The 18,919-nt window shown below is 61.6% G+C and carries 13 protein-coding genes and 1 pseudogene; 5 read left to right on the forward strand and 9 right to left on the reverse strand.

What is annotated here, in order from left to right; translation table 11 throughout:
• Positions 1–30: 30 nt before the first annotated feature.
• The 3 genes from ISP14_RS13405 to ISP14_RS13415 all read right to left on the reverse strand — a co-directional run bounded on the left by ISP14_RS13405 (position 31) and on the right by ISP14_RS13415 (position 2,945).
• Positions 31–1,107: an oxidoreductase gene (locus ISP14_RS13405; protein WP_404540791.1), complete on the reverse strand. Its 1,077-nt coding sequence runs from the start codon at positions 1,105–1,107 to the stop codon at positions 31–33.
• A 284-nt stretch (positions 1,108–1,391) separates the two neighbouring features.
• On the reverse strand, positions 1,392–1,733 hold the full coding sequence (locus tag ISP14_RS13410) for a hypothetical protein (protein ID WP_404540792.1): 342 nt from the start codon (positions 1,731–1,733) through the stop codon (positions 1,392–1,394).
• Positions 1,734–1,961: 228 nt separating this feature from the next.
• Positions 1,962–2,945, reverse strand: coding sequence for a cytochrome-c peroxidase (locus ISP14_RS13415; RefSeq protein ID WP_404540794.1), 984 nt, complete (start codon positions 2,943–2,945; stop codon positions 1,962–1,964).
• A gap of 261 nt (positions 2,946–3,206) precedes the next feature.
• Here ISP14_RS13415 and ISP14_RS13420 point away from each other — a divergent pair, with 261 nt between their 5' ends.
• The 5 genes and pseudogenes from ISP14_RS13420 (at position 3,207) to ISP14_RS13440 (ending at position 13,517) form a co-directional block, all read left to right on the forward strand.
• Entirely contained in the window at positions 3,207–6,221 is a 3,015-nt protein-coding gene (locus ISP14_RS13420; RefSeq protein ID WP_404540796.1) for an IPT/TIG domain-containing protein, read from the forward strand.
• Positions 6,222–6,609: 388 nt separating this feature from the next.
• Entirely contained in the window at positions 6,610–11,766 is a 5,157-nt protein-coding gene (locus ISP14_RS13425) for an RHS repeat-associated core domain-containing protein (protein ID WP_404540798.1), read from the forward strand.
• A 94-nt stretch (positions 11,767–11,860) separates the two neighbouring features.
• The gene (locus ISP14_RS13430; protein WP_404540800.1) at positions 11,861–12,127 is read left to right on the forward strand and encodes a transposase; all 267 of its coding nucleotides are present in this window, start codon (positions 11,861–11,863) and stop codon (positions 12,125–12,127) included.
• Between the two features lie 32 nt (positions 12,128–12,159).
• Positions 12,160–12,375: a hypothetical protein gene (locus ISP14_RS13435; RefSeq protein ID WP_404540802.1), complete on the forward strand. Its 216-nt coding sequence runs from the start codon at positions 12,160–12,162 to the stop codon at positions 12,373–12,375.
• 46 nt (positions 12,376–12,421) lie between these two features.
• Positions 12,422–13,517, forward strand: a pseudogene (locus ISP14_RS13440) (IS3 family transposase).
• A gap of 209 nt (positions 13,518–13,726) precedes the next feature.
• Here ISP14_RS13440 and folE2 read toward each other — a convergent pair.
• The 6 genes from folE2 to ISP14_RS13470 form a co-directional block, all read right to left on the reverse strand.
• A complete protein-coding gene (gene folE2 / locus ISP14_RS13445; protein WP_404540907.1) occupies positions 13,727–14,674 on the reverse strand; it encodes a GTP cyclohydrolase FolE2 in 948 nt (315 codons plus the stop codon).
• A 49-nt stretch (positions 14,675–14,723) separates the two neighbouring features.
• A complete protein-coding gene (locus tag ISP14_RS13450; RefSeq protein ID WP_404540804.1) occupies positions 14,724–16,022 on the reverse strand; it encodes a S8 family serine peptidase in 1,299 nt (432 codons plus the stop codon).
• Positions 16,019–16,651, reverse strand: coding sequence for an anti-sigma factor family protein (locus ISP14_RS13455; protein WP_404540806.1), 633 nt, complete (start codon positions 16,649–16,651; stop codon positions 16,019–16,021). Before ISP14_RS13455 ends, ISP14_RS13450 begins: the two co-directional genes overlap by 4 nt.
• Positions 16,648–17,232, reverse strand: coding sequence for an RNA polymerase sigma factor (locus ISP14_RS13460; RefSeq protein WP_404540807.1), 585 nt, complete (start codon positions 17,230–17,232; stop codon positions 16,648–16,650). The genes ISP14_RS13455 and ISP14_RS13460 overlap by 4 nt, the downstream gene beginning before the upstream one ends.
• A gap of 58 nt (positions 17,233–17,290) precedes the next feature.
• A complete protein-coding gene (locus ISP14_RS13465) occupies positions 17,291–18,073 on the reverse strand; it encodes a TorF family putative porin (RefSeq protein ID WP_404540808.1) in 783 nt (260 codons plus the stop codon).
• Positions 18,074–18,217: 144 nt separating this feature from the next.
• Positions 18,218–18,898: a c-type cytochrome gene (locus tag ISP14_RS13470; RefSeq protein ID WP_404540810.1), complete on the reverse strand. Its 681-nt coding sequence runs from the start codon at positions 18,896–18,898 to the stop codon at positions 18,218–18,220.
• Between the last annotated feature and the right edge of the window lie 21 nt (positions 18,899–18,919).

Raw genomic sequence — 18,919 nt, forward strand, 5'->3', positions numbered from 1 at the left:
GGTCGGCTTGCGCGGCGCGACATCACAGGCTCAGTTGCCCGGCCATGCACCACGTTCCGCTGCACTCAGCTCCGGCACGATGGCCTTTCCTTCCGAGGCCGAGGCCATCGCCGCTTCGATCACTGCCATCACGGCGATGGCTTGTCGTGGCGTGACCGGGTTGCTGCCGTGCCCATGCACCGCGTCGCGGAAGGCCGCGTAGTATCGGCTCTGGTCGCCGCGTGGCGGTGCGATCGGCTCGGCGTTGCCGTTGCCGTCGTACAGCAACAAGTCGTCCGTGTCCTCGCCCCAGCCCGCATCGCCCGGACGCATGCCCGCGAGCAATTGGGCCTCCTGCGGGTCGATCTTCGGCTTCACCACGCTGCCTTGCGTACCGTGCACGATGAAACGGGGACTGCCGCCGGCCACCAGCATGCCGGCGTGCAAGATCACCCGTCGTTCGCCGTACTCGAGCACCACATGCGCCCAGTCGGTGACTTCGCCGCTGCCGCGCTGGGTGGCGAGGCTGGCCCAGACGCGATCGGGCACACCAAACAGGCACAACGCCTGGTCCACCAGATGCGGCCCCAGGTCATACCAGAGCCCGCTCCCCGCGCCGGCCTGTTCGCGCCAGCGGGCGCGTACCTGTGGGCGGAAGCGGTCGATATGCGATTCAAGGTGCGTGACCTTGCCCAGCCGGCCGGTTTCCATCACTTGCCGCACGCCGAGGAAATCGCTATCCCAGCGGCGATTCTGGAACACCGATAGCACGCGTCGTTCGCGTTCCGCGATGTCGGCGAGTTCGCGCGCCTGGGCAAGATCGAGTGCGAAGGGTTTGTCGACCACCACGTGCTTGCCAGCTTCCAGCGCGGCGCGCGCCAGTGGCGCATGCGTATCGTTGGGCGAGGCGATCACCACCACATCCAGCCGCGGGTCGGCCAAGGCAACGGCCGCATCGGCGACCACGTCGATATCGGGCAGGTCAGCATGGACTTTGCCGGCATCGCGCGAGACCACCGTGGCCAGCACCAGGCCGGGCACGCTGCGGATCAATGGCGCGTGGAAAGTCTTGCCGGCGTAGCCGTAACCGACCAGTGCCACGCGCAACGGGGTGGCGGAGTCATGCATGGCGGGATTCGGGAGCGAATGAAGGGTCGCCATGATAGGCCATGCTCGGCGGTGAGCTTTGGGGTGCGGTTTTTGGTGGCGTCCGCCGACTGAAGGTGCGGATTGGCAGTGTCTGCTATCGAGGCGAGCCTTGTGGCAGGTGATTAGGGTGCGTTGTTGGGGATAGAACTGACGACCCTGCATCCATCGTCAGTAGGTGGAATCGACGAATTTCTGTGCATGAACAGGGCCACTCGCTCAATTATCGCCACAGGGCGCCTCTGCGCAGACAGTTGGCTCGTCACTCACATCGCCACGAAGCGAAAGGCCGCCCCCGATGCCGTGATCGCCTTCTCAGCGCGGGCTTTGTCGCTCGCGTCACCTATGTAGAGCACGGTGAGGCCTTGCAACGAGTTCGGTTTGGCAGCATCGAACGCGGTAGCCAGAACATCGGCAGTGGCGCTTGGATCAGGTCCCGCCACGGCGATGGCGTTGCCTGGAAACTGGTGGTTCCTGGCCATCACCGTGAGCGCTTGCTGGATATTTGGATTGCGTTGGGGCGCCTTCGGATCGTCCTTGGCTAGAACCTCGAATAGAAACGGCTTCGCGGAAACGCCCTTCAAGTCGGCGTGACTGACGGTCACCATGTAAGACTCCCACGCTTGGGAGTCCGTGCTGCTGCTGGGTGGGGCTACGTGGGTTTGTGCGTTGTCCGCGGTGGCTGTCGGATGCGAATGGCACGCGGCGATCATGAGTGCGGTCAGGGCAGGCGTGGCAAGACGAATGACACGATGCTTCACAGTGGACCTCGCGGCTATCAATGATGGAAGGGCAGGGGCGTGAACGTAGCACGTTGGTATCGATGGTTCATCGACTCAATCCCCGGAAGCAGCCCGTGGCGTGAGGTCTGATCGACCATCTGCCGCCGGGTGGGCGTTGGCTTCTGGTGCTGACGTCAGGCTGCGCAGAAATGCCAGGAGCTCGTCGCGCTCGTTCGCGGTCAAAGTGATCGGCCGCCCGGTGGCAAGACCGCGATAATAAAGTTCCTCATCAATGGCGGCGGTCAGTGTTGTGATGCTGCCATCATGCATGTAAGGCGGCGTCTGCTCTACGTTGCGCAGCGACGGCGTGCGGAACGCGCCAACATCTGTGGCCAGGTGAGTGACGAGAAACCGCCCCAATGCCGCCAACTGCGCGTTGCTGCCGATGGCGCTTCCCAGCGTCGCTCCCTGCTGATTGTCTCGTAATGCCTGTGTCGTCAACGTTGCCAGTTGTCCCTCGGCAGGTCCCAAGCCGATTCCGGAAGAATGGAACCGGCCATCGGTGAAACGTCCGTGCTTGGGGTCATGGCAACTGGCGCATTCGGCTTTGCCCATGAAGAGCTGTAATCCCGCCTTGGCCTGTGGCGTGAGCGCGCTCACATCGCCGGCCTCGTACCGATCGTAGGCATTGGGTGATCGTGGCAGGGAACGGATATACGTTGCCAGCGCTGTACCCAGATGGGTCTCTGAAATCGACTGGTCGCCTTCGTGAAAGGCTTCATCGAAGGCTTGGCGATACCCGGTATTGGCGCTGAGTCGGTCGACGACCTCGGACAAAGTGTGATTACCCATTTCCACCCTGTTGACCAAGGGGTCAAGAACAGCCAGGTCTAGCCGATCCCGTCGGCCATCCCAGAAATTGGGCTCATCCGATAACACGTTGAGCAGACTAGGTGTGTTGCGCGTGCCGGCGCGGCGTTCGAAGCCGATTGATACCGCACGGCCATCACTGAAGGCGTCGCTGGGAAGGTGGCAACTGGCGCACTGGATCGAGTCGTCCGGGCTGAGCTGTGGATCGAAAAACAGTCGACGTCCCAACGCCACCAATGCGGTGTCAGCGATCGGAGTCCTCGCTATCGGTTGCGTGGCAACAAGTATCGCTGTGCAGAGTGTGAGGCCGATCAAGCATCCGACTACTACGCCGAGAACCCGCATCTTGCCCCCTTGCCGGCATCCGTCCATTCGTGTTTACGATAGTAGCATCGGGTCGGGCGATGCACTGATCTCAGGCTCGACGGGGAAAACGGAATAAACCGCTGCGGTACGTCGTTCAAGGAGAACGGTCGTATGCGATCGCGCTTGAGCAAGCTGCTGGACGCAGGCATGCCCGGTCACACTGACCGGCCGCGACGCCGCGCATCTACCTCACCCCGCCGTTCGTTTCGACAGCATGTGCTCAAGGCGAGCTGGGCGGCTCTCAGCCTCTTCGCACTGGCCGTTGGCTTGGCCCACGCCACCGCCACCTATGTCTACGACGCCAACGGCCGTTTGCGTGCGGTCACCAACTCGACCGGTGCCAGCGCCGAGTACGTCTACGACGCGATGGGCAACTTGCTGCAGGTCCAGAGCGTTCCTGCAAACCAGTTGGCGATCTTTGCATTCACTCCCAATCATGGTTCCACTGGCACGACGGTCACGATTTCTGGTCAGGGTTTCAGCGCCACCGTCGCGAACGACACGGTGGCGTTCAACGGCACCGTGGCGACAGTCACCGCAGCTACTTCAACGACGCTGACGACCAGCGTTCCGGCCGGAGCGACCACCGGCGCCATTACGGTGAGCGTGGGCACCAGCACCGCTACCAGCAGCGACCTTTTCACCGTTGACGCCACCGGCCAGCCGCCGGTGGTGACCAGTTTCAGCCCGTCCATCGGAGGTGCCGGGACGGCAGTGACCGTGATTGGGCAAAACCTCGATCCTGTCTCGAACCAGAGCTACCCCGCCATCAACGGCACGAAGGCGAATCCGACGTCGGCCAGCCAGACCCAGGTCGTCTTTCCGGTGGGCGCCGGCATGGGCAGCGGCAAGGTCTCGGTTACGACACTGTTCGGGATGGGTGCGAGCAGCGCGGATTTCTTTGTCACGCCTCCCGGCATCAACGCGGCCAATGTCGCAGTCACCACGCGGGTAGCCGTGGGTGCCTCTGTGCCGCTCAGTATTCCAGCTGGGAAGTATGCGGCGGTTCTGTTTGATGCATCCGCCGGAAGCTATCTCAGCTTCCAGGCGAACAATATCGTCAGCAGCAGCTCGGTCAACTACACCGTCTACGACAGCCACAACCAGCTGATTGCGAGCGGGGTGTTGTCGACAACCGACGCCTCGATCCATCTGCCGCAGGCTCCAATTACGGGAACCTATGCGATTTGGCTGACTTCCACATCAGCTGCCAATCTGACGCTGGGTCTTGAAGCTGATCCGACCTTGGCACTCAGCACGGTGCTGACCACCAGTACTACTGGTCCAGGACAAAGTCAGCGGCTTTTCTTCAATGCTGCGGTCAATCAAACGCTCGGATTGGTCATCGCGAGCCAGGCCACGTCACCGTCCGGTGCCAGCGTGCAGTACACAGTTGCGGCGCCGAATGGTGCTCAGGTGGCATCGATCACGACGGCCGCGGCAACATTTTTCAATCTTCCTAATTTGCCGGCATCCAGTACATACACCATCGTCGTAGCACCCAATGCGTCCGCAGCGGTCACCAGCCAACTCGAGTTGGTCAGCGGCGTCACCGGGAATGGGAATGTCAACGGCGCATCGTTGAATGCCACCACCCAATGGGGTGGCCAGGGCGCCTACCTGACCTTCACGGCGACAGCAGGCGAGAACATAGGACTTGGGATCAGCAATCTGAGCGAGTCTCCAGATAACGCCATTCTGGTGAATGTCTACGCCCCAAGTGGCGCGAACGTGGCTAGTACCTGGTGTTACGTCAACAATGGCGGTTGCGGGCTGGATCTGCAGAACCTGGCGGCAGGAACCTACCAGGTGCAAATTACCCCGAACTCCAACAACGACACCATGAGTTTCACGGCAACAGTATCGGATGACGCGACAGGCACGTTGCCGTTGAACACCGTGCAGTCGGTAGGTTTGGCACGACGCGGTCAAACCGCCACGTATACCTTCAGTGCGAGTGCTGGTCAAAGCTTGGCACTGGAAGCCAGCGGTGTGGCTACTGTGCCAAGCAGCAACATCGTGAGTTATGTGCTGTATACGCCGGATGGCAAGCAGTACACAACAGGTGGCAGCCGCGGTGAAGAGTTTATTGATCTGACGAACCTGCCACAGAGCGGAACATACAAGGTCTACTTGCAACCAAGCAGCGGCGCCACATTGAGTGAGTCTCTGGAATTGGAATCGGGAATCACACTGGCAGTGAATGGTCCCGCGCAAAACTTCACTTCGCGCACATCAGGTCAATACGCTTTCATGACCTTCACAGCAACGGCAGGCGAGAACGTGGGGATCGGGATCAACAACCTGAGCGAGTCCCCGGATAACGTCGTCATGGTTTATGCCTACGCCCCCAACGGTGCGTACGTGTCCGGGGGAGCGTGTTACGTCAATGACGGCGGTTGTGGATTGGATCTGCAAAATTTGGTGGCCGGGCTTTATCAGATACAAGTTGTGCCGGACGGTAGTGGCGACACCATGAGTTTCGCGGCGACGGCGATGGATGATGCGAAGGGCACGTTGCCGTTGAACACGCCAGTGTCTGTGAGCCTGGCGCAGCGAGGCCAGACTGGGACCTACACTTTCAGTGCGAGTGCGGGCCAAACCTTGGCGCTTGAAGCCAGCAGCGTGGCCACCGTACCGAGCGGCAACATCATGAGTTATGTGCTTTACACGCCGGACGGTAACCAATACAAGACGGGCAATGGCAAAGGCGATGTGCTGTTGGATCTGGCGGGCCTGCCGCAGAGCGGAACGTACAAGCTGTACGTGCAGCCGAACGTCGGTGCCACGTTGAGCGAGTCCCTGGTGCTGGAATCCGGCGCCGCGCTGACAGTGAATGGACCATCGCAGAACTTCACTTCAAGCGTTCCCGGTCAACAAGCTTTTATGATCTTTACGGCGACTACTGGCGAGAATGTGAGCCTTGGGATCAGCAGCCTGAGTGAGTCTCCAGACAACGCTATTTTGGTGAATGTCTACGCTCCGGGCGGCGCGAATGTGGCCGGGGCTTGGTGTTACATCGGTAGTAGCTGCGTATTGAGCCTGCAGAACCTGACGAGTGGCGCGTACCAGGTGCAAGTTACGCCGAACTCCAACAACGACACCATGAGCTTCACGGCGGCGGTGACTCAGCAGTAGATGGCGCGGGTGGGATCGGGTCAATCGTTTGATGCGCGATAGGAATGCCAGCCATGACGGACACAATGCGCCAATCGAGTTACCGCTTGCTCTGCACGATGCTGGTGTTTGTTGCGACTTTGGTTTGCCTTTCTAGTTCGCGAGCCCAACAAGGTGCGTCCACGCTGTCGCTTTCATCTGTGTTGGCGGCGGATCTGCAAAGCATGCCATCCCCATCGATACTGCTACCAGATGGGCGGCAACTAACAGTGCAAGGCGCCGAACTAGTTCTTACTTCCACTTCGCTCGCTGGGTTCTTGTCGTCTTCTCAACGTGTGCTACTGCCACAAGCGCAACGATTTGCATTGACAACGGTATTGCCGGATGGGCGGGTGTTGATCTGGGGGGGATGGATGCGCAGGGTAGGGCGCTTACCCATGGCTGGTGGTTCGATCCGGCCACTCGTTCTCTGTCGCCGGCAACGGATTTGCCCTTGTCGCCGCGGGTTGCCGGCAGCGCCACCGTTTTGTCCGATGGCCGGGTATTCTTTGCTGGTGGTTGGTCCACGTTGTCAAACGGCATGCCACCCGCGGAGATCTGGAACCCGCGCACCAACGCCTACGAAATCGTAACCAATCCTTTGACGCCGGCTCGTCTTGGCCAGAGCGCAGTCCTGCTTCCAAACGGAACAGTTCGACTGAACGGCGGCTTCGATCTGATGGGTCACCCTGTTGCCGCGGCGACGGTGTTCGATCCCCGCACGCAGCAATTCCGCTCTGTGACTGCAGTGGCGGCAGTAGCCTCTGACGGTGGCCTCGCCAATCCGAAATTGATGGCATCCTCGCCGAATGCGAATGCCGTCGATTTTCCGGCTGACGGAATTCTATCGCTCCGATTCTCCGAGCCGATGGATCCGCATACGCTCAATGCACAAACGATTACGTTGCTCGGTCCTGGGGGGCAAACGCCTATTAAGGTAGTGGGTGTGGAAGGTGGTCGCCTGGCCTTTATTGCACCAGCACGTGACTTGTTTCCCGGCGCGCATTACACGCTATTCATGCAAGGAGTCATGTCGCAACGTCGGTCTACGATGATGTTCGTTGCGATAGATTTTTTGGTCGCCTCCGTGCAAGCCTCAGGAAAAGCCGCGCTATCCGTTCAACCGAAGGGCGGCGTAGCAGTCCCTACGAGTGCCGCAAGCCTTGCAGCGGGCATGGTTGGCCTGCTGAGCCCCTCTTCGGGCACCTTGGTTTCATCGCCCCTGCGTGTGATGACCGGTGCGGGCATCTCGAATGCTGTTGCAACTGGTCCCTGTACCGCGCGGATAACCACTCAAGTCATGCTCTGTCGGCCGCACAGCTATTTTGAGGATGGCGCTTGGTATCCGGGGCAGGACGTAGCCGGTGCCGCCGGACATGCGCACTGGCGTGCCAACATGCCGGAAATGACGCCGCAAGAGATCGCACATATCGCGTTGTTGCGTCGGCGACATTCGGGTCGTGGTCTTGCTGGCGTGAGCGGCCGCATCGCGTTGGTGGATGGCACTCCCGTTGCCAATGTGGATGTCAGCATCGGATCTGCGCACGTACGCACCGATATCCATGGTGATTTCGTTCTGCAGGGCGTGTCTTCCGGTCGCCAAGTGCTGTACGTGGACGGTTCCACTGCGGATTCCGCTGGTCACGAGTACGGCCAATTTCTCGCTGGTGTGGATTTAAAAACTGGACTTGTGACGCCGCTGCCTTATCGAATGTATCTGCCGCGGATTTTGGCGCGTGACAAGATCGAGTTGCCGTCACCTACGACACGCGACATGATCGTGATGCAGCCGGACATGCCGGGCCTCGAGATATTCATCCCTGCCGGCACCGTGATTCATGACCGTAAAGGCAAAGTGGTCACTGAACTGGCCATTGTGCCGACACCGACAGACCGATCGCCCGTCCTGACTCCGCTCAACTTTCCGGTGTATTTCAGCCTGCAACCTGGTGGGGCTACGGTCCAGAACATTGATCCGCACCAGACCCAAGGCATCACGCTTACCTATCCAAATTACGATCACGTTCCCGCCGGCACGCCAGGCGATTTCATTGCCTACAGTCCGGAGGTTGGTTGGCAACACTACGGCAAGGGTAAGATCACCCCCGACGGAGCTCAGTTGAAACCAGCCGTTGGCGTTCATCTGGAAACCCTGACATCGGCCAGTTGGGCCGAAGGTGATGCCAATCCTGGGGATGCAAAGCCGGCCAAGCCGAATGGTCCTTGCTGCGCTGATCCTGTAGATCTTGGATCAGGGACGCTGACAGAAGCGCAGGTCGACGTCACCATCAACGATGTCATTCCGCTTCAGCTGGTGCGCTATTGGCATGCTATCAATTCACAGGTGTTGCTCAACGCCGCAGCTACGTCCGAAACACGTATGTTTGGCGGCTGGCGCTCTAACTTCGACAGCTTCGTCTACAGTCCATCCAGATCCTGGACTGATCCAGGACAAGGTGTGCGCTTGCCCAACGGCTATTTGCTGGCGCCGTTCTCCTCCATAACGCCACGGCTCGGCGTCGCGCAATCCTGGGTTTACAGCGGGTCCGAGACACAGTATATCGGCGCCGTCCTTAATGCGCCGTACAGTCCTTCGGACTGCAACAATCCCGATGGATCAGAGTGCTACTACCTGCAGACACGTGATGGTACGCAATATTGGTACGACGATTTCAATGGTCTCTACCTGATTCGCGACCGCTTCGGAAATGAAGTATCGCTAGCCAAGAATGGTGGCCTTGTGCAACAGGTAACGTCGCCCAGCGGGCGGTACCTGAGCTTTACCTACAATGCCAACAACAATGTGCAGTCCGTTGTAGACAACAGTGGGCGTACTTGGGCTTACAACTACCATACTGACACGGTGCCAGTGGCAGGTTGGGCAGCAGATGGATCTTCACCGCCTCCAGCCTCCGGAAATTCAGCCACTATCGCGTTCCTTGACAAAGTGACGTACCCGGATAGCACCACGGGGCAATTTACTTACAACGAGAATTTTTCCGCGCCCGTCGCCACCTCTGGTACTAAGGGGCAGGTGAGCGTCAGTTCGTGCCCTTACTACCCGGTGCCGGGCACTTTGAGCACCATGGTCGACCGCGATGGGCATACGACCGCCTCGAACACCTATTGCAGTCTGGAGGTCGTTAAACAGACGCTAGCAGATGGCAGCAATTTTACGTTTGCATATCAGCAGGACAGCAACGACAACACAACGTCGACTACCGTCACCGACCCCGTTGGCAACGCCACCGTCACTAACTTCGATCCGGTCAGTGGCTATCCCGCTTCGGTTGCCCGTGCCTCCGGTACCCCTCTTGCGCAGACGACGACCTATACACGAGAGAGCTCTGGCCTGGTCGATTCGGTAACCGATGCGTTGGGCCGAACCAATAGCTATACCTACGATAGCCGTGGCAACGTGCTCACTCACAACCTGACTGGCTTGGCCGGTACGCCGAGCAGCGTGACCGAGCAATTCACCTGGACGCCCGACTACAACCAGATCGCCACCTATCAGGATGGCTTGGGCCACACCACCACGTTCACCTATACCAATGGCTGCCTGACCCAGGTCGCAGATCCGCTTGGAAACACCACCACCATCACCTGCAGCCCCAGCGGCCAGCCGCTGACCGTCACCGATGCGCTGAATCACGCAACGACCTTCAGCTACCAGGCGTATGACCTGCAGGCGGTCACCGACGCACTCGGTCGCGTCACCACCTTCACCACGGATCCACTGGGTCGACAGGTGGCCGTAGCCGACCCGGCCGGCAACATCTCGCGCCGGACCTACGACCCCAACAACGATTGGGTGAATACGTTCGTCGATCCGATGGGCAACACCACGGCCATCCAGCACGACGCCATGGGCAATGTGCAATCCGTGACACTGCCGCCTACCGCGGGCTCGCTTACGGGCGGCACCATCAGCTACCAGTACAACGCCCGCAACTGGCTGAAACAGCGTACCGATGCACTGAATCAGTCCGAGTCCTGGACCTACGACGGCACGGGGGATGTCCTGACCCGCACCGATCGCAAGAGCCAGCTGACGCAGTACAGCTACGACGCGCTCGGCCGCCTGAGCCAGACCACCTACGCCGATGGATCGAACGTGATCACTACGTACGACGTGGGCAACCGAATCATCGAGCTCAACGACTCGATCAACGGCATCCAACAGTTCGCCTGGAACGGTCTGAATGAACTGACCCAGCAGGTCAGTCCGCAGGGCACAGTGAGCTACCAGTACGATGCCGCGGGCCGGCGGCAGTCTATGGTTGCGGGTGTGCAGGCCCAGGTGAACTACACTTACGACAACGCGAATCGCCTGACCGCACTCGCCCAGGGCAGCACCGGCCTGACGCGTACCTTTGACAACGCCAATCGGCTGCAGCAGCTGACCTTGCCTAACGGCGTCACGGAAACCTACGGCTACGACAACGCCAACGAGGTCACGGGCATTGCCTATGCCCAGGGCAACGGTACCAGTCTGGGTAACCTCGCCTATACCTACGACACCGTCGGCCGGCGCGTCAGCCAGATCGGGACTTTCGCTTCGGATACCTTGCCCACTGCGACCAGCCAGGCGGGCACTTTCGATCTCAACAACCGGCAGACGAGCTACAACGGCACCACGCTCCAATATGACGCGAACGGCAATGTGACATCCGATGGCGTACGCACTTACGCGTGGAACGCGAGAAACCAGCTGACCCAGATCCAGCAGGGCAGTACCGTAGTCGCCAGTTTCACCTACGATGCCATGGGGCGTCGGCAGTCCAAGAGCCTCAATGGCGGCACCGTCACCACCTATCTGTACGACGGCGCCACCCCTGTACTGGAGACTCAGGGCGGTACGGTGACACCGATCCTGACTGGGCTTGGCGTGGATCAGTACTTTGCTCGGCCGGAGGCTACGGGCGCTGCGTATTTCTTGACCGATGCGCAGGGCAGCACCATCGGCCTCACCGACGGCGGCGGCAACCTGGTCCAGCAGTATCAGTACAGCCCCTATGGCAAGGTGACTGCTAGCAACACTGGGACCAGTAATCCCTACCAGTACACTGGCCGCGAGAACGATGGAGGTGGCCTCTATTACTATCGTGCTCGTTACTACAGTACGACGATGAAGCGGTTCCTCTCGGAGGATCCTATGGGGTTTGCAGGTGGTCAGAACGATTTCTATGCCTATGTTGGGGGGAATCCGCTGAGCTATATCGATCCATTTGGCCTGCAAGATTCTATCGGCAAGCAGGAGAGGGATAATGCAATTCAGTTCGCCGTAAATGAAGCATCTGCAGTCGTACTAACAGATGCTGAAGGAGCGGTATCGGATGTTGGAGTGCCGGCAGCAGCGCTGCCGGGAGCCGTTGGATCTGTAATTCGATCGATGGCTCAATCAGATTGCAAAGAATATATGCAAGATGGGACACATGAATATCCACGTTTTAATGATATGAATTGGTCTGATTACCCTAATTTCTCCGTGGCATGGGGGGCTTACTTAAAAAAACACTTGTAATAATGCCCATGAATTCACGAAATAATTTAGTCCTGAAGCGTCCTCGTTGATTCGAGCCAGTCGGAAGTAGAGTTCCCCACCGAAGGAGCTCTGCATGAAGAAGTCGAAGTTCAGCGAGGAACAGATCGTCCGGATCCTCAAGGAGGTCGAGGCCGGCGAGAAGGTCGCTGAGACGTGCCGCAAGCACGGCATCAGCGAGCCGACGTACTACGTCTGGAAGAACAAGTACGCCGGCATGGAGGTGTCGCAGTTGCACCACCTGAAGGACGTCGAGAGCGAGCTGGCCCGGCTCAAGCGCGTGTATGCCGATCTGGCGCTGGAACATCACGAGCTAAAGGACGTCCTGTCGCGAAAAGGCTGAGCCAGACGCGGCGACTGGAGCTGAGTCTGGCGATGCAGACCGATCACGGCCTGAGTGTCTGTCGTGCCGACCGCACACTGGGCCTGTCGCGCTCGGCACGGCACTACGTCCCGCACCGGCGGGACGACACGGCACTGATCGAGGCGATCGAAGCCCACCGGAAGGACAACCCCGGTCACGGCTTTGGCCTGCTGTCCGACCAGGCGCTGCAACCCCGCGGCTTCGGTGACCTGAGCCGAAACGTGTAGCCACTTGGAAGGTGAGTTCTCTACCCTAATCAGGCAAGGAGAACTCATGAAGAAGCGATTCACCGAAGAGCAGATCATCGCGGTCCTGCGCGAGAGCGAGGCTGGCGATGTGCCGATCAAGGTGCTCTGCAAGCACCACAACATCAGCGAGCAGACGTTCTTCCGCTGGCGCAACAAATATGGCGGCATGGATGTGCCCGATGCCCGCCGACTGAAGGATCTGGAGGCGGAGAACGCTCGCCTGAAACGGTTGCTGGCTGAGCAGGTCTTGGTGATCGACGGGCTGAAGGAGTTCAGCCGAAAAAAATGACATCCCCGTCGGGACGCCGCGCCGCACTGGAGGCGCTGACCTGCCGGGGTATCTCCCAGCGCAAAGCCTGCGGCTACCTCGGGCTGAGCCGTCGCGTCGCCAGCTACACCTTGAAGCAACCGGCCAAGGATCAAGCCTTGGGCGAAAACTGGTGACGGCGTCGACGCAGATGCCGCGGTTCGGCTACCGCCGCATGGCGGTATGGCTGGGACTGGGCCAGTCCCGAGTGCGGCGCCGGTGGCGCGATCTGGGCTTGAACATCCCACGTCGCCGTCCCCGACGCCGGCGCAGCGGCCATGACATCCGATTGCCCGGCGCGGTCACGCCCAACCAAGTATGGAGCTACGACTTTGTGCACGATCAGATGGTGGATGGGCGCAGCCTGAAGATGTTGTGCGTGATCGACGAGCACACCCGCGAATGCCTGGCCATCGAGGTGGCGGCCCGGTTGCGTGCCCAAGATGTCATCCTGGTCCTGTCACGGTTGATGCGCCTGTACGGCAAGCCGGCCTACGTGCGCTCGGACAACGGCGCCGAGTTCACCGCAGCGGCGGTCATGCGCTGGCTACGCGATGCCGCCATCGGTCCGGCCTTCATCGCGCCGGGCAGTCCATGGCAGAACGGCTTCGTCGAGAGCTTCAACAGCAAGTTGCGCGACGAGCTGCTCAACCGCGAGTGGTTCCGAAGCCGCGCGGAGGCCAAGGTGCTCATCGAGCGATGGCGGCAGTTTTACAACGAGCAACGACCACACAGTGCACTGGGTTACCAGCCACCGGCATCCGTCCGGCGCGCATGGGACCAGGCTAATATCCCAGCCGAACTCACTGCCTGATTGGCTACATTTTTCCGGCGCAGGTCATGCTGCCTAACATCTCGTTCAAGGTGAACGCCTTCGCCGCCGCTTAACTCCAGCGTTAGGCAGCAGATGCGGCTCTCCGTAATCTTGACAGTTCTATTTTCGGCCTTTGCGTCACCCGCAATGTGGGCGACACCGGACCATGATCGATGGGTTCTACTGATCAACTTCATCGGTGTGCGCACTCAAGCGCCGCCGGCCAACTCGCTGGCTGAACACCGGTCCCGCTGGACCTTCCCGGACATCGACTTGCTTACCTGCGCCACGGCGTCATGCGGGTGCAGGCTTTCCTGATGCTCGAGACGGACGTGAAAGTCCACGATGGTGTCATCGTCATCCAGTACACGCTGGATGCGGCGCGCAGCGTCTTCGCAGAACATGGGGTTGGCACCGTTGGCGCGTGCGAAAGCCTGTTCGTCTTCGCGCTTCACAGCCGTCTGCACTGGCGTGCCGAGCGCGTGTTCGACACGGTCTATCAGGGAGATAAGGTTCAGTGGCGCAGCTTCGGCGAAGCGCACTGCAAGTCGCGCCACGCTACGTTGCGCGTGCGGTGTGGCGACGATGCCACGCTCGGTGCCCAGCCAGGCCAGTACGGCTGCATGCTCCAGTGGTTGGGTTGCGTCGAAATCGTGCGCGAACTGTTGCTGTATCAGCTGGCGCGATAGCGCCGCAGAGGCGGGGCAGGTAGAGGAATACGTCACTTCGGTGCCCAACTCCAGGTGGAAGCCGTCGCTATCCAGACGGGCGTCGATGGACACCGGGTAGGCGCGCCAGCCCGCATGGCCACTGCGCAGCGCCGCACGACGCACGAGCAGGTCGAAGCACAAGCTGGTTCGTGCGCGCTGGGCCAGGCCGCGCTGCGAGACGAGAAGGGCGCACAGCAGGGATTCGAGCAGTGCTGCATCCAGCGGCCGTACGGCCAGATATTCGTCCGCCAGCAGATACAGGCGGGACATGTGGATGCCACGCCGGTCCGGCTGCGCCAGGTCGACGAACAGGCCCACCCGGGCGCTGGCGCGCTGCAGGTCGCCGTTGCCGGCATCGAAATGTACCGGCATCTCGATACCGTTCATGCCTACCCAGTCCAGAACGCCACCCGGGTGCGAATGGGCGTGGACGGCGACGTCGGGCAGCGGGCTTTCACGGTCGCCCGTGGTCCCGGGGTGGTGCCGGTTGCCGGCCTCAGGGTGTGTTTCGCCGCGCGCCACGCAAGTGCTCCACTGCTTCGGCGGCATTCACCTGCAGTACGCCGCCAGTGACTTTACTGCTGTCCAGCAGCAGGTCATGGGCGCTGCGCGCATCAAGTTTCGGAGCAAGTGCCAGCAGCAAGGCGATGATGCCGCTCACATGGGCGGCGGCCATGGATGAACCGGTAGTGAAGTCGTAGCCGTTGCCGGGCTGGGTGGTGAGGATGTCCACCCCGGGGGCGCTCAACACACCGGGTGGGGCTGCCGCCGTATCCGCCATCCGTACGACGATGACGCCCGGCACGCTGCCGGGAAAGCCGCCGGGCGCTCCCTCTGGAGGCATGGCGGCTACCACGATGCGCCCCTCCTCGAGCAGATGCGTCAGCAGCATGCGCAGCAATGGATCGACCGGGCCGCCAAGGCTCAGATTGACGATGCGTACCCGGGTGTCGACGATCGCCGCCAGCGCCTTGGCCAGGGTGAAGGAATTGCAGCGCGCGCCGCCGCCTGGTGTCGGCGGATACCAGCACGCTTTGTAGATGCTCAGCGTGGCTTCGGGAGCGATGCCGACGATCCCCTGGTGGTTGTTGCCGTTGGCGGCGATGATGCCGGCCACTTCGGTGCCGTGAGGATCGGTGTCGGAGGTGCGATCGCCGTCGTCCACCAGATTGTGCACGTCGTGGATGCGCCCCCGTAGTTCGGGATGGTGCACATCCACACCGGTGTCGATGATCGCGACGTCCACCCCGCTGCCTTGGCTGACGGTATGGGCACGGGCTGCGGCGGTGTCGACGAAGCCGTGCTGGAGATCCACGTAGGGGTCGTTGTATTGGCGCGGCGGCGCGTCCTGCTGCGCGTAGACGGCGAAATCCTGCAGCGGCTGTGCCAGCCGCACCCGCGCGTCCGCGGCGAGCATCTTGAGCAGCTCGTCCCGGGACATGCCGGGCGGAGGTTCAAACACGGCGCAGTACAGGCCGAGCGGCTTGATTGGCCAGCCGGCAATCTCACGCAGGCCATAGCGCTGTTTCAGCGTGTCCATCACGGATAAGGCACGCTGTCCGGCGCCGTAGCGCGCAGGTGGGGTGTAGCCCAGCAGGCTGGAACCCGAGCGCGTCGATGGTGGCTCCAACAAGTTGTCGACCGCTAGCACGATGTCGCGTTGTGCATCCATCGACGCCGCCGCCGTGGCCGGTACGTTCCTACTGTCGCGGTGCGCGTCGCTGGCCACCGCCCGGTGCGCGAATGCACCCATGGCGATGATGAGTACTGCGAGGACTAGCGTACGGCCGCTCATGGCGGGGCGCTGATGGCTTCGGCCAGGCGGATGCCAGGGGTGGCGCGGAGCTTCGGCAGAATCTGCCCGACCGTCGATGCGGCATCTGTCGGTGCCACCGTATAGGCGCCGACGCTGTTGGGGCCGCGCACCACCTGCAGATGAAGTGCGTGCAGCAAGGCGTCCCAGTCAGCCAGTGTCATGCTCGCATCAGGCACCACGCGGATCGCGCCGGGCGGCGCAGGCGGCGGTGTCTCGCTGAACGTGCGGTACGGCGGGTTTCCGACGGACACCAGCTTGAGGCCAAGCACGCCGAGTCCGATCGCCTGGACCAGCACGGCGGCGGCCAACACCCGCACCAACCAGGTGCGCGATCGTGGCTGCCTGGGGGTTTTCTGGGGGTCGGACACATCGAGTCGGTCCAGCAGGCGCTGCAACCCGGCCTCCGCGTCCAGCGGCTGCTCCGACGGCAGCGACAGCGCGAGCCGCAGCCGGCTCTGCTGCGCAAACTCGGCGCGGCACGACGCACAGCCAGCCAGGTGATTCTCCAGCCGGGCAGCTTGTTCCTTCGAGGCACTGTCCTGCAGCACCCAGGGCATCAATGCCCAGGCGTGCGGGCAATCCATTCCGGAGTCCATGGCGGTCGTCATGGCGCCCCCTCTTTGCGGGCGGTCGAATGGCCGGCCAGGATGGGCAGCACGTTGCGAAGCTTGACCCGGGCATAAAACAGGCGCGCCTTCACCGTGCCCAAGGGGCACTGCATGATGGCCGCGACATCGTCCAGCGAATGCCCCACGCCGTAGACCAGTTCGATCACCACGCGCTGGTCCGCCGACAGGTGCTCAAGCCCCTTGCCCAGCCAGTCGCGCAATTCGCGGTCTTCATCCGGATCGCTGGAGACGAGGCGTTCGTCCGTCGGCATTTCGTATTCGACAGGCTCGTCGCCGTGTTGCCGCAACGCCTTGAGTCCGCAGCGATAGGCAATGCCCATGATCCAGGTGGAAACGCGCGAGTCGCCGCGGAATTCACCCGCTTTCTGCCAGGTGATCCAGAAGCAATCATTGATGACCTCTTCGATGATATCGCTGCGTCGGGTGAGACGGGACATGAAGCGGCACAACCGGCCGTGGTAACTGCGGTACAGCGTCGCCAATGCGGCGCGGTCGCCCGTCGCCATGCGCTGGAGCAGCATGCGGTCGATGACATCAGCGTCAGTATCGGCTTCGTTCATGGGCTATCAGTCGGTGCCCTCATGAGTATCCGTCGGACGCGAAAAGGTTGCCTCTCGATCAAAAGGACCACGAAACCGTCGCAACCCACGGCGCGACGGCGGGGATACCCCGCTGCCTGCGTATACGAGGGTCGGTCACGATACGCTCGAGCTCCGCATGCCAGTCGCCCATGGCCCATATCATGCCCACATGCCCATAGCGATAGGAATTCGGGGCTTTGTACTCGTACTCGTAGTTGTCGCTGTTGTCGTTGGCGCTTGTGTACTCGTCGGTACGGTAGGACGCGGCGTAGGCGTGGTAGGGCACGGCGGGGGTTTGGGCAATGCCCGCCCCGACGGAAAGATAGAAATGCCTTGGCAACGGCCAGTGGAAATCAAGGTCGGCGACCCCCCGCAACCGGCGATCCTCCGCGCCCAGAACACGCACGGCCGACAAACCGAAAGTCAGTACATCGCGGTACATCCAGTGAACGCCTGCCTCGGCGCGATCGAAGCTGCGCATGCGGGCCGAACCGGCGTAGCGGTAATACAGTAGATCCATTTGCATCTGCCAGGCACTGGACAGGGACCAGAAGCGCGAGGCTTGGGCGGAAGCTTCGGCGAGATGGCCTGGCGTGCGCAGCTCGGTGCCTGCCGACAGGCCAAGCGACCAGCCGCCAGGGGAGGTCCAGGAGGCGGCTCCCTGCAGGATCGGCGTATTGGCGGTGATCGCCTGGCCGCGGTCGACGAGTTGCGAACTGAGCCCCACGGCACCGCGGAAACCCGTCGATTGGGCGTGCAATCCCCATGAAAAGCAGCTGCCAAATGCCAGCGATGCCAAACCGAATACGGATCGATTCATGGCTTGAATGGTCCGCGCCACGCCATCCGGGCGGTTCCCGGCCTTGTGGAGCCTAGTGCGAATCGCGGGCGGCGGCTTCGCTGCAGGTGGCACCCATCGTCCCTCATGCCTGCCTCGATGGGGCGCTGGAGCAGAGGTGTCGGATCATTGCGTCGCAATGTAGCTCGACAGCGCTTGTATGTCCGCATCGTCGAGTGTCTGTGCCACGCCGTGCATGATCTGCGCATTGCTGGTGTCGCCGCGTGCACCGCTCCTGAAATCATTCAGCGCCTTGGTCACGTAGATGGTGGACAGGCCGTGCAGGCGAGGGAAGGTCGCCCAGGGCGGCTGTGGCGCATCGCCGGGATACGCCAGCGGACCGTGCCCGGTCGGGCCGTGGCAAGCCTGGCAAGGGGGGATGCCGCGGGCCGGATCGCCATCGAGAAAGAGCCGTCCGCCGCGGGAGGCCGGTTCGGCCTGGCCGGCCGGCTTGGCCGGGAGCGAAGCGTAGTAAGCAGCCAGATTGCGCATGTCCGTGTCGCCCAGCGTGGCAGCCTGGCCGCTCATGACAGGGTCGTTGCGCTGGCCGCCCTTGAAGGTTTTCAGCTGCACGTAGAGATAGGTCGCCGACTGCCCGGCCAGGTTTGGGAAATTCGGTGCGATGGCCAGGCCTTGCGGCCCGTGACAGGCCGCGCAGACGGTCGACTTGGCCTGGCCGGCGCGGATGTCGCCGGCAATCGGCGGCTGCCGGCGGAGATCTGCCCACGCCGCCGGCTTGTGCGCCGCCGTGCCGTCGGCCGCGGCCGTCAGGAGCGTGGCGGCCCCTAGCGCGGCGGCTGCCAGCAAGTGAAGAAAACGATGCATGGA

This window comes from Dyella agri (assembly GCF_044904705.1).
In the GTDB taxonomy this organism is placed as follows: Bacteria; Pseudomonadota; Gammaproteobacteria; order Xanthomonadales; family Rhodanobacteraceae; genus Rhodanobacter_A; species Rhodanobacter_A agri.

Bases quoted from the DNA above. Each gene is read 5' to 3' on its own strand.
- ISP14_RS13405 (WP_404540791.1), bottom strand. From the start codon at position 1,107: ATGCATGACTCCGCCACCCCGTTGCGCGTGGCACTGGTCGGTTACGGC.
- ISP14_RS13410 (WP_404540792.1), bottom strand. From the start codon at position 1,733: ATGGTGACCGTCAGTCACGCCGACTTGAAGGGCGTTTCCGCGAAGCCG.
- ISP14_RS13425 (WP_404540798.1), top strand. From the start codon at position 6,610: ATGGATGCGCAGGGTAGGGCGCTTACCCATGGCTGGTGGTTCGATCCG.
- ISP14_RS13430 (WP_404540800.1), top strand. From the start codon at position 11,861: ATGAAGAAGTCGAAGTTCAGCGAGGAACAGATCGTCCGGATCCTCAAG.
- ISP14_RS13435 (WP_404540802.1), top strand. From the start codon at position 12,160: ATGCAGACCGATCACGGCCTGAGTGTCTGTCGTGCCGACCGCACACTG.
- ISP14_RS13450 (WP_404540804.1), bottom strand. From the start codon at position 16,022: ATGAGCGGCCGTACGCTAGTCCTCGCAGTACTCATCATCGCCATGGGT.
- ISP14_RS13455 (WP_404540806.1), bottom strand. From the start codon at position 16,651: ATGACGACCGCCATGGACTCCGGAATGGATTGCCCGCACGCCTGGGCA.
- ISP14_RS13460 (WP_404540807.1), bottom strand. From the start codon at position 17,232: ATGAACGAAGCCGATACTGACGCTGATGTCATCGACCGCATGCTGCTC.
- ISP14_RS13465 (WP_404540808.1), bottom strand. From the start codon at position 18,073: ATGAATCGATCCGTATTCGGTTTGGCATCGCTGGCATTTGGCAGCTGC.